Annotated in this window: 7 protein-coding genes; 2 read left to right on the top strand and 5 right to left on the bottom strand. The window is 40.7% G+C overall.

Translation table 11 applies throughout. From position 1 onward, the window contains the following. Window positions 1-8: 8 nt before the first annotated feature. Complete coding sequence (locus tag ACOB82_RS02005) at window positions 9-1,250, top strand: multifunctional CCA addition/repair protein (protein ID WP_448211268.1); 1,242 nt, start codon at window positions 9-11, stop codon at window positions 1,248-1,250. 111 nt (window positions 1,251-1,361) lie between these two features. Here the strand turns inward: ACOB82_RS02005 and ACOB82_RS02000 are convergent, their stop codons facing one another. The 5 genes from ACOB82_RS02000 to ACOB82_RS01980 all read right to left on the bottom strand — a co-directional run bounded on the left by ACOB82_RS02000 (window position 1,362) and on the right by ACOB82_RS01980 (window position 9,912). Further along, window positions 1,362-3,275: a TonB-dependent receptor plug domain-containing protein gene (locus tag ACOB82_RS02000; RefSeq protein WP_448211267.1), complete on the bottom strand. Its 1,914-nt coding sequence runs from the start codon at window positions 3,273-3,275 to the stop codon at window positions 1,362-1,364. Between the two features lie 126 nt (window positions 3,276-3,401). Then, window positions 3,402-4,673 (bottom strand): aminotransferase class I/II-fold pyridoxal phosphate-dependent enzyme, encoded by a 1,272-nt coding sequence (locus tag ACOB82_RS01995; RefSeq protein WP_448211266.1) that lies wholly within the window; start codon window positions 4,671-4,673, stop codon window positions 3,402-3,404. Window position 4,674: 1 nt separating this feature from the next. Then, complete coding sequence (gene ovoA, locus ACOB82_RS01990; protein WP_448211265.1) at window positions 4,675-6,801, bottom strand: 5-histidylcysteine sulfoxide synthase; 2,127 nt, start codon at window positions 6,799-6,801, stop codon at window positions 4,675-4,677. 85 nt (window positions 6,802-6,886) lie between these two features. Then, window positions 6,887-7,984, bottom strand: a complete 1,098-nt coding sequence (locus ACOB82_RS01985) for a hypothetical protein (protein ID WP_448211264.1) — start codon at window positions 7,982-7,984, stop codon at window positions 6,887-6,889. A gap of 68 nt (window positions 7,985-8,052) precedes the next feature. Then, a complete protein-coding gene (locus ACOB82_RS01980) occupies window positions 8,053-9,912 on the bottom strand; it encodes a tetratricopeptide repeat-containing diguanylate cyclase (protein WP_448211263.1) in 1,860 nt (619 codons plus the stop codon). 1,047 nt (window positions 9,913-10,959) lie between these two features. Here ACOB82_RS01980 and glgC point away from each other — a divergent pair. Beyond that, on the top strand, window positions 10,960-12,264 hold the full coding sequence (gene glgC / locus ACOB82_RS01975) for a glucose-1-phosphate adenylyltransferase (protein ID WP_448211262.1): 1,305 nt from the start codon (window positions 10,960-10,962) through the stop codon (window positions 12,262-12,264). Window positions 12,265-12,270: the final 6 nt, after the last annotated feature.

Genomic DNA, 12,270 nt, shown 5'->3' with positions numbered 1-12,270 from the left:
TTTTCGCTATGTCTAATCCAACAACCGATCTCAGTCAGCTTAATGTATTTCTTGTCGGTGGTGCTGTCCGTGATGGCTTACTCAACCGTAAGATAACCGAGCGCGATTATTTAGTCGTTGGTGCAACGCCCGCGCAAATGATTGATTTGGGGTTCACGCAAGTAGGCAAAGATTTCCCTGTATTTTTACACCCTAAAACCAAAGAAGAATATGCTTTGGCAAGAACCGAACGCAAACACGGCCAAGGCTATACTGGCTTTACCTGTTACGCGGAACCAGATGTCACCATTGAGCAAGATTTGCTGCGCCGCGACTTAACGGTAAATGCCATGGCGCAAAGCTCAAGCGGCGAATTAATAGATCCTTACGGTGGCTTAAGTGATTTAAACAATCGAATTTTACGCCATGTTTCTCCTGCTTTTAGTGAAGATCCTCTGCGGGTTTTACGGGTAGCTAGATTTGCCGCTCGCTATCACCAATATGGCTTTAGCGTTGCCGACGAAACATTACATTTAATGAGTGAAATTAGCGCTAGCGGTGAGCTTTTGGCATTGTCTGGTGAACGAGTATGGAAAGAATTAGTTCGAGCATTGGCTGAACCAAATCCTGAAGTATTTTTTGATCTTTTAAAACGCTGTGGCGCGCTCAACGCGCTATGGCCAGAGTTAGCCGAACATTGGATAAACAGTGAAAGCCATACTTACCGCGTATTAATCCAAGCAACAAAAGATTCTACCGACACACTTATCCGCTTTGCTGCGCTGTGTAGCCAAATCAAGACTCAAGTTAATGCCCAAGTGAATGCGCACGTTAATGCCCAAGTAAATGCTCAAGTAAATAAAAAAGAAAAGCCTGAGGCTGCAGCTTTTAATCAAATGCTTAACCGCTTAAAAGCACCCAATGAGTTTAAAGCGGTTGCCAGTAAAGCTTATGTCTTAACGGAGCAAATTAATCAATGCCAATCACGTTCAGCAACAGAGCTACTCAGCTTGTTACAGCAGTGCGAATTTATCAGAAAACCAGAACTACTTGAGCAATTATTAATTGTTAGTCGAGCCGTTTTTTTAGCCACTGAAGCTTCTGCCAATATCGATTATCCGCAGGCGGATTTTTTACAAACAATTGCAGATCAAGCTAGACAAATTAGCGCACAGGAATTTATCGCCCAAGGCATTGAAGGTAAAGCCATTAAACAAGCAATGGAAGCTGCGCAAGTGACAGCTATTTCTTCAAAATTAAATTCTTTATGATTAAATTCTTCATAGCTGAATTTTTCACAGCTAAATTTCTCACAGCTAAATTTTGAACAACTATAAAAAGTCGAGTAGTTAGGAGCAGATTGCTGACTGCTTCAGGCTTATTTAGAACAGGTAATTAAGCTTTACTCCTAACGTCCGCCCTTGCTGCAGCGGTGCATCTTCATCAGCGGAGGTATAGGCAAGTTTATCCAGTAAATTATTGCCGTAAATACTTAAAGATAAATCTGGTGTAAGTTGCTTTTGCCCAGCTATATTCCAAGCAAATTTGCCCTCGCGCTCATTTTCACCAGCGCCAATATCTGATTGCTCAAACTGCCAGATAAAGCGATTGCTGATATCAACATCGCGCCATTGCCACATGCTTTCCCAACTTAATTGCGCCGGAATTAAATCAGCCAACGGTGTATCTTGCTGATCTTGACCTTGTTGCCATTGGAACGTCCATTTCATCGCAAGATGGTTCTGACTTTGCCACTGAGCTACAACCTCGCCGCCATAAATATCTGCGCGTTCAAGATTGCGATAGCTACGAATATCATCATCAATATTGTAACGTTCAATATAATTATCCAGTTGATAATAATACGCTTCTGCTGCGATCTGCCAATGTTGTTCGCCTTTAGTGGTTAACTGCCAGCGTAGCTGCACTCCCTGACTTTGTTCAGGTTTTAACAGCGGATTGCCTAAGGTAGTACCGCGAGGTGTTTCCCCTTCAAAATAAAGCTCTGATAATGTAGGAAATCTAAAACCCGTTGCCCATTCAGCACTAACGGTTTGTTGATGGTTATCCGAAGTGATCATCGGATATTCCGCCAGCACACTAAAATTAAATTGGCTATCATGGCGTTGTCGCTGTTTTATCGATTGTGACTGTTTAATATAGTCATAACGAATTGCGCTACTCAGCTTAGTGGTTGACACCTGCCAACTCCAATCGGTAAAAATCGCTAGATTGTCTTGTTCACCATCAACCATATGTTTGGTGAAATTTTTATCACCGCTTAACGCATATTCAGTTTCGTCAATTTTAACGCCGCGGCGCGATAACCAGTCAATGCCGATACGCCCCTGACTTCCACCCCCACTTATACTGTCACCAAGGGAAAGTGACCATAATGACAGAACGCCAATTGTATGCCCCTGATATTCAGTAAAATTGCGACGTTTGCCAACCCGCAATGTATCTGTGTCCCAATTTTGGTAGTGATGGTAAAGTTTGAAAAACCAGTCTTGTGCTTGGGTGATAGAAAACTGACTAATACTGTGGGCATCGGTCGGATAGCTAACGATTCGATCGTCAGGATATTGCACAGAGCTTTTGCCGATATCTTTGCCAACACTCGGTAACCAGCTGGCATTTAGATAATAATCGCCTATTTGCTGGCTAAATTTTAATAAGCCCGATGTTTGCCGATAGCCAGAATCTAATTGTTGACCATTCCCTGCTTGTGCTTGGTTGGCATGGCGATAGCCGATAGCCGTTTGCCATTGCTGATCGCCCCAAAGTAAGGTCGCATTTTTAGCTTGATCATTACTTTGCCCGCTTAATGATAACTGCTTGGTCGCCATATCTGTCGATAAGATATTAACTACACCGCCCATGGCATCAGAGCCATATAAGGTGGCACTTGGCCCTTGTTGTACATCAATACGCTCAATTAAAAACGGGTTAATAAACGCTGCTGAATTGCCTGCTCTACGATCGGTAATAATTGGCACGCCGTCAACTTCTGTGCGAATACGTGAGCGACTAAAGCCACGTAAACTATAGCTTTGTAGCAAGCCGCCTTGACCATTTAAGCTGACACTTGGTGTTAAGCTCATCCAATCAGCCATCGTCGCTTTCACCGTTGGGCTATCGACTAAACTCACAGAGTTGATATTTTTACTTACCAACTGATTATTTAACAATTGGCTACGCGCGCCATTAACTTCAATAATTTCAACATCATCATAGCCATAAACGCTAACAGCCGAAAAACAACAAAGGGTAGTAAAAAAAACCTTGTAAAACATTAAATTAAAGAGTTCTCGAACTGGGCACATGCTTAAAAGATAAGTGCGTTTCTGCAAGGAGGAAAAAGCATTCTAACGAATATTATTTAACCCGACCAGCCAGATATAAGTAAATCAGTAAACAATTTAATCACTTAGCAAGTTGTTTTTAATATAACTTTCCAGCAAGTTCAGTCCTTGGGAAAAGTCTTGTTGCCCCAACCCTAACCGAAAATAATTGCCCTCTAAACCAAACAAATAACTAGGTAGTAATAAAACACCCGTTGATTGAGTAAAGTCAGCTAACCAATTTGTAAATTCAATATCCCCAGTAAATTTGACTAAAGTCATTAACCCAGCGCTAGGTTTAACCCACTGAAACAATGCTTGATACTCATCAATAAACTTTTGAAATATTGCGATATTTTCGGCTAACTGCTGGCGATTACGAGTAATTATCGTTGCACTATGTTGCAGTGCAATTAAGGCTAATTGTTCATCAATTAATGAGGTACAAATACTGCTTTGCGCTTTGCAGGCTAATAAACTTTTTACCAACTTCATATTTGGGGAAATTGCCCAGCCAATGCGAACCCCTGCTAGGCCAAAACTTTTGGACATCACAGAAACAACAATTGATTTTTCATAGCTGAGAAAATCATGAGCAAGGGCTTGCCCACCAATAAGCTGACTTGGTTCATCTGCTATGATCATTGCTTGTGAAACATCATCCGACAATAAATAACAATCAGCCTGTTTAGCTAGTTTAAGTAGTTGTTGGCGCTGAACTTTGGTTAATACTGCGCCAGTAGGGTTATGCGGTGCATTGATGACAATTAATTTAGTTTTGCTAGAAATACTTGCTTTTAGCTTGTCGAGATCAAACGCCCAGTTTTGCTCAAATTCTAATGGAATAGCAATGAGTGTTGCGCCAAGTGACGTTACCATATTAGTAAGCGAGGGATAATTTGGCGTAAAGACAATGACCTCGTCGCCGGGCGCTAACAGGCTTTGATAGATAGCCGCTAGCGCTTCCTGGGCGCCAGCAAAAGTAACTACATTTTCTTCGCTAAGCTTATTGTTTTCTTCGCTAGACAGGTTTTCGCTAATGACATTGTTTTGCTCAGGGGTAGTATTTGACGGAAGTTCTGCGCCCGATAAATTATTTAATGCCAAATGCTCAGCTAAAATCGCCTGACGTAACTCCCTCAGGCCTTGAACACTAGCATAAGCTAACGCCTGCGCTGAAAATTGCTGAAAAATTTGACGACTATCTAATGCCAGTAATTCATTCAAGCTCAATGCCTGCCCGCAAGAGTGACTTAAATTGATGTTTATCGGGCAGTTTAACTTTTGGGTATAAGCAATATGTGCTGGCAATTGCTTGTTTGTATTTATTTTTGTAGTTACGTTTGCCAAATTAGCCTCGTCGACGCCACAGGGTAATATGCTTTTGACTCACCTGATAGTTGCGCTGATTTTGGCTAATAACTTGTGCCAATTCGTGCGATGCTAAACACTCAAACGCTGCGCCTAATGCTTGCTGAGTACCTTCAAAACCAAAGACATTTTCGCCATTAACCTTGATACCGCCCAGCCATTTCGACTTATCAGCGACAGTTTCATCAAACTGATAATCAGAGGCAATAATTAGCAGTCCATCGGCATTTAGCCTTGAGGTGATTTCGGCTAAAAATTGCTTAGGATCGTAACATTGCTCCAACACTTGCTGAGCTAATATCACATCATAGCCTGTTAAAATGGCTTTTAAATTACTTGGATCTGCCTGACTAAATAAAATATTTTCCGGCTTGGCATCGGTTATATTTGCCAAATTAAATTCATGATAATCAACAATATCCCCTTGCTTAATCATTTGATAACGCACACGCTCACCAGATTGCAACTGTACGCCGTGTTGAATATATCGCGCTGAAAAGTCAACGCCATCTATATGCTCAAAATTCGTGCTTAGCTCAAAGCTAGTGCGGCCAACGCTACAGCCTAAATCCAGTAATTTTGCTGTATTTTGCTGATATTGATTAACCCAAGTTTTAACGAGTTCTGCTAGTTGTAGCTGATAATTTTCAAACGGTGCAGGCGTTTTACCGTAATGAGCGTTCAGCTGCTGACAAACATCAAGGTTATTTTCAAAGTGGTTAACCGCTATCAAAGGTAGCTGCTCGTTATCACTTTCGACATATCGAAAGCCAGCATGCTGGAAAAAGTGTCGACGAAAGGCGTAACGTGAGTTTTTAATGGCTTCATTGCCAGTAGAAATCCACGAACCACCTTTGATTAAATTATGCTTGCCATCAAAGGTTGGCGTTGAAAAATCATCATAAAGCGGGTGTACTTGAAAGCCATCAAAGGCATCGATGGGGGATTCTGTCCACTGCCAAACATTGCCAATGACATCACAGAAGCCTTCGCTAGCATCTGAGCTAAAACGATCAACCGGGCAACTTGAAGCAAAATATTCTAAGTTAATATTACCCGGCGCTTCTTGCCATGTGGTTAGATCTTCATTAATTTTTGCCCGCAGCGCATACCACTCCGGCTCAGTGGGCAAACGAATAAAACCTTGCGATTGACTAGACTTCCAATTACAAAACGCCTTTGCTTCTAATTGATTCACTTCCACTGGCCAATTCATTGGTAACGGCATTTCATTTAATAAATTACGCTGATAATAACCGTCGTTTTTTTTCAGCCAAAAACGGGGCATTTGCGCTTGTTTATAACTAAGCCATTGCTGACCTTCTTCCGTCCACCACTTGGATTGTTGATAACCGCCATCGTCAATAAAGCATAAAAACTCCTGATTAGTTACCAAGTACTTACTCGCTTTAAAAGCCTTTAAATTTATTGACGCTGAGCCATATTCATTATCCCAACCGTAAGTATCATCATCGGCAGTTTTTCCGAGTTTGACTAAACCGGCTTCGACATCAAGCAACTGATTTTCCGGCGCATCACCGGTAAACGGACAGGCTTGCCATTGCTCATTTGGTGTTAAATCAGCAAGCGGTAACATCCGCATAATCACTGAGGACGTTTCTAAATGAATGCGTTCGTGCTCGCTTCCCATCAAGATAATCCAGGCTAAGGAGTCTTGAGTGATTGGCAGCGTAAGTGGCATAGTATCAATTAAATCACACACTAAAGTTTTAACTTGCTCGCGATATGCCCGCAGTTCATCCACCGATGGCCAGTCATAATGTTCGCTGTTTAAATCGTCCCAACTCATTTCATCAACACCCACTGCGCAAATCGCTTCTAAGCGATCATTAATTCGTTGGTGAATAAACTGCCCGAGCATTAATTTATTTATATAAAACGTGGCGGTATGACCATAATAAAAAATAAGAGGATGCCTTAGTGGCTCTGGCCGAGAATAAAACGCTTGGTCATTGTTGATTAACGCAAATAACGACTCATACGTTTGCCAGCTATTTAGAAAATACGCTTTAAGTTCTTGGCGTTTTTCTATCACGGAATTGCCGCTAAGCAGTGGCGTTTTCATTTGTTGCTTCGTTATATTCATTATCAACTGCTCTTTTTTACTTTCTTTTTTTATTTAACTTATTACGTATGCTATCGAGTACTTATCTAGGGCGTGTTGAAAACTTTTATTGGTAACTGTTAATCAAACTTTGTTTCAATGCTTGCCCTAAACTTTTGTGTTGCTGATCATTACGAATGTTATCAGCACTTTGATCTATGCGATTAGCCAGCCAATGACTTTTTTTAAATAATGCCATGGCATTATGACCATTAATATCACCAAACATATTTTCCGGTAGCGTTTGCACGGTAAATGGCAACGCTAGCACTTGTTCGGCCTTGTCCGCTAAATATAGCTCTAGCGCGTCAATAATATTCGCCAAGGCAAAAGCAACATTGATAAAGGCATTATAATATCGACTTGAAGCCCCTAACCTATGCTCAACACGTGCGGTTTTCTGCCAATTATGGTGGGTGATAAGTGGCTGATTGTGTTGATCGACTAACATTACATCTACCCCCATCAATTGATTATGTTTACCCTGCTGCTTATACAAAGCAATACTACCTTGATGGCCGCCCGAAATATCAACCGGTGAGCACAATTCCTGCGCTAAACCATAGCGAGTTTTTAAGGCTAAGCGTTCAAACGCTTCAGGCTCAGGTAAATAAAGTAAACAATTATCTAAACTAGTATCTAAAAAGCAGCGCTGCAATAGCTCACCAAAATTGCCAATAGCAACCAAATTATTGCCATCACTATCAAGTACACTAACATTAATTTGAATGGCGTTGGGAATATGCACTGCACGGCGATTATGGGTAAAAATATTTTTGCTGCCTAAGGCGAGTTGGCCATTATCTCCTGACCAGACAACCGGCTTAATCAGCGTTTGGTTAACACCGAGCTGATGAAAGAGCTTGGGAAGTAAGTGTAGTGCTTTGGCAAGATTATCGGCTTCTTTTAATGGTGATTGCCCGGAAAATGTCGACACATATTCCCATTGGTTTTGCCAATACTCACTAATAACCTGCGCTTGAATATCTGCGTCTGACAGCTGCTGATTAATGTAATCAAAATGATGTTGCTGTAATTGCTGGTTATCGGAAAATTTGCAGCAACCTTCCAGTTCAAAATGAACTTGAGCTACAAAACCAAGCTCGGCAATGTGCTGCTGAAATAGCTCTATTACCTGAATTGCTAATTGGTTAATGCTTACCATTACCTTGAGTTTTCACGCTAAAATTTATCTCTTAAATTAGTAAAGCACTAACGCCACATAAGTATTGGTTATTGATAAACAACCACTTGATTTTTACCTTGCTGCTTCGCTTGGTAAAGCGCTTTATCAGCGTTGACATACAAGGCAGTTCGATCGCTGGCGGCCTGACCTAATGCGCTAATACCTATGCTTACGGTTATATTAATTTGTTGTCCTTGTTCAGTAGTAAACAGTGACTGGGCAATATTATTTTTTAAACGCTCTGCAATTGCTTGTGCCTGCTCGTCATCAGTACGAGGTAAAATCGCGAAAAACTCTTCTCCGCCAATGCGACCAATGATATCACCCACTCGTAACGTTTCTTGTGAAATATCAGCGATTCGGCAAATCACTTCATCACCAAAGGGGTGACCATAATTGTCATTTACCTGTTTAAAGTCATCAATATCAAATAATAAAACTGAAATATCACCTTGCCGTGTTTGGTTGCTGGCAATCAATCGATCTAGATATTCAAAAATATAACGGCGATTAAACATGCCTGATAAAGGATCGGTAATAGACATAGCAAAAATCTTTTGATTACTGCGATATTGCAAATAAACAATGACACAAACCAACACTATTACTAGGAACGCAACAATAATCAGGTAAATTTGAAAACGGTTCTCTCGTGCTTGCTTTTTCAGCTCCAACTCTTGCACTTTATTACGTTGTTGTAACAAAGACACTTCAACATTTCGACGCTCAAGTTCCATTGCCGAGCGCACACGCATCAGCTGTTGGCTAGAGTTAGCAATCAGCAGTTCGGTAAATTGTTGATAATAAGACTGAGTAAGTTGATAAGCTTGCTGATATTCACCTTTAGCGTTGGCTAGCAAACCTCTGAGTTTAATCGTTTCAATCGCCCATTTAGTGCCGTCTAGCTCAGGGATTGCTGAAAAAATAGCTTCAGCCTGAGCGATACTTTGCCCTGCTTCTACTAGCTTGCCTAAGTTTATTTGGCACTGGGCACGCCTTTTTAGTAATTCCGCGTCATAATCCACTTGGCCATTAAGTGCCAATGCTTGTTCAATCACTACTAACGCCGCAGGGCAATCACCTTTTTCAGCGTAAGTCATCCCCAGTCCGTATGCGCCAAAATAGCTAATATATTGATTTGGCGTGTATGACACTTTGTCCATGTAAAGTTTGAATTTTTCAATGGCAAGGTCGTACTTTTTCCAATAGCGATAAGTTGACGCTAAACCATAAATAGCTTCTGCTACATAAGGCTGGTAACCAAGGCGTTCGTAGGTATCAAGCGCACGAGCATAATATTCTATCGACTTTTCAAAGTCGTTCATGTAGCCAAAAACAGCGGCATAAGTTTCATTAATAACCGCAATTAAAAAGTTATCATTTAACGCGAAGGCTTCAACATAAGCTTCTTGCAGATCGGCTAATGAGGTTTCATAAAGCTCTGTTAAGCTTAATGTGTATGCAAGCTCTTGCTTGGCTTCAGTGTAGATATAATTGAGATTTTCAGCTTGCGCTTGAGACATTGCTTGCCTAATTAAGCTTACCGCCTCTTGATATTCACCGCGGCGTTGAGCAGCAATACCCGCAAAAACATTAAACGATGCTTGGATTTCCATTGGTGTACTTTCATCAATTAATGCCCGAGCTTTATTAACGGTTTCATCAAACTTTTCATGAAAATACAGTAGGTTTTCAGCTTGTGCTTTGCGGTATAAAAGCCATAACTTCGCTTGTTTGGACATAGATTGTTTCGACTTTTCAATCTCTAACAACTGCAAATAAACCGGGTGCGGATTTCGGTTAATATCATTACCAATGGCTTTAAAATGCTCTAATGATAAATTTGCCGCCTGAGCACTGGTAAAAAGCAATGTAACCAACAAGCTATAAATAACTTTACACTTCACCGCAGCAATTTCCTTTTATCTTAAGATTATTTAACATTACTCTAACATAGCTTGTTAAAATATTGATTAAATTTAATCATTTGACCCTTGATATAACGCAATTAAAACTTGAACAAATTATATGGTTTAAACAATAGGTGATACTACTATACCCAACTTAAGTGTAATTCATTACAAAATCCCTGCTATTCAAGCAGTTTGAACCATGCGTCGACATAACATTTATAATGAAGTAACAGCTTAAAGCCGTTAGTTAAACGTTTTTCTATCTAACACTTTTTCCTATTTAACACTTTTCATATTTAACATAACAGTGACACTACCAATTACCAATATTGTGACTGTGTCATAGCTAATCCAGAATTATTGCTAGTTCAACTGTTGTAAGCATTATTTAGGGGCTGTTGATCTTTGAGGTACAAATTTTGTTCATATTGAGCATGTTTTGATCGCGGCGCTAGGTTCCTCACATAGTTGTTCTATGTGAAAACCGAGCAACAATGAGCAAAGCGCGCTCAATTGAACCCTTCGGGCAGCGCCTGTTTGGCATTTATACTACGTTATTGCCTTACTTGAGGAGAATAACTACACTACGAAGGCTCTACCTTGTCTAAATACCAAACAGTCAGCTGCAAAAATGAACAGCAAAGATCAACAGCAAAGATCAACAGCCCCTAGTTAAATTTCATCAACCGTTTAAGACAAACACTAGCAGAGAATCTCAAACAATAAATCCATTGCCACTTAGCTTCCCACTCTGTTAAAAAACCACCTATAGTTAGTGATGTGAGTTTTCTACATTCTGTTGGAAATTTAGGAATGTATTATGCTTTAACCAATAAAATCAGTAACTTTATCCGTAAACTACAGTTTTTGTGCTGTTGTAGTGCAAACTAAATGATTGCTGCACAGGTTTTGGGCAGTTCATTATTCTGTCATGTCAATAACGTTTAATAGACTGAGTTTTATCACTTTTTAATTTGTCGATTGGAAGTTGGCAGTATTTACTTCCTGAAGTAACAGACTAGATCTCTTTTTGGAGGAACTATGCCCAATTATGCCAACCGTTACATTAGTAATTTAACTCGTGATACTTATGCTCTGATCTTGGCAGGCGGCCGAGGTTCACGGCTATACGAATTAACCGATTGGCGGGCCAAACCGGCAACATTTTTTGGTGGTAAATTTCGTATCATCGACTTCCCCCTTTCAAACTGTATTAACTCTGGTATTCGTCGCGTTGGTATTGCCACCCAATATAAATCTCACTCATTAATTCGCCATGTCAATCGCGCTTGGGGACACTTCAAAAAAGAACTCGGCGAGTCAGTTGAAATACTCCCAGCCTCTCAACGTCATGGTGAAGATTGGTATTTAGGCACTGCAGATGCTGTATATCAAAATATGGATATTATTCGCCACGAACTGCCTAAGTACGTAATGATTTTATCTGGCGATCATGTTTATCGTATGGACTATGGTGCATTACTTGCCAAGCATGTCGAAAGTAAAGCCGATATGACGGTATGTTGCATAGAAGTGCCTGTGGAAGAAGCGGCGGACCAATTTGGCGTAATGACGGTTGATGACAATATGCGCGTTTGTCGATTCGATGAAAAGCCAGCCCAGCCTTCAGAAGTTCCCGGCAAGCCAGGAATGACATTAGCGTCTATGGGCAACTATGTGTTTAATACCGACTTTTTATTTGAACAATTAGAAATAGAATCGAATGTCGAAGGCAGTAGCAATGACTTTGGCCATGATGTCATTCCTCGCATCATCGAAAAACACCGGGTATTTGCCTACCCATTCTGTGATCCGAGTAAAGATCGAGAGGCCTACTGGCGTGATGTTGGTACTTTAGACTCCTTCTGGAAAGCTAATATCGAATTGATTGAGCCAGAACCCAAGCTTGATGTTTATGACGAACAATGGCCGATATGGACCTACCAAGAACAAACCGCACCAGCTAAGTTTGTTTTTGATATGGAAAGCCGACGAGGTATTGCTATAGACTCCTGCGTTGCTGGCGGTTGTATTGTTTCGGGCTCCACGGTAAAACGCAGTATGCTGTTTTCTAAAGTTAGAATTCACTCTTATTGTTATATTGACGAAGCGGTGATTTTACCTGGCGCAATAGTTAATCGCGGTGCTACCATCAAAAAAGCCATTATTGATCGCAGTGTTGAAATTCCTTCTGGTTTATCTATTGGGGTTGATCATGAGCAAGATAAAGCGAATGGTTTTAGGGTAACGGATTCAGGTGTAGTGTTAGTGACTCGTGATATGATTGCTGAATATTTAGCGAAGACTGTCACCCGAGAAGCAATAGAAGAAGCGAGTGCTGATTAAGAGATT

This window comes from Colwellia sp. MEBiC06753, assembly GCF_053470325.1.
Note: the sequence above shows the minus strand (reverse complement) of the source record. Positions and strands in the feature narration are given on the sequence as shown.

Excerpts from the sequence above, each read along its gene's own strand:
- ovoA (WP_448211265.1), bottom strand. The coding sequence starts at position 6,801 with ATGAATATAACGAAGCAACAAATGAAAACGCCACTGCTTAGCGGCAAT.
- ACOB82_RS02005 (WP_448211268.1), top strand. The coding sequence starts at position 9 with ATGTCTAATCCAACAACCGATCTCAGTCAGCTTAATGTATTTCTTGTC.
- ACOB82_RS01985 (WP_448211264.1), bottom strand. The coding sequence starts at position 7,984 with ATGGTAAGCATTAACCAATTAGCAATTCAGGTAATAGAGCTATTTCAG.
- glgC (WP_448211262.1), top strand. The coding sequence starts at position 10,960 with ATGCCCAATTATGCCAACCGTTACATTAGTAATTTAACTCGTGATACT.
- ACOB82_RS02000 (WP_448211267.1), bottom strand. The coding sequence starts at position 3,275 with ATGTTTTACAAGGTTTTTTTTACTACCCTTTGTTGTTTTTCGGCTGTT.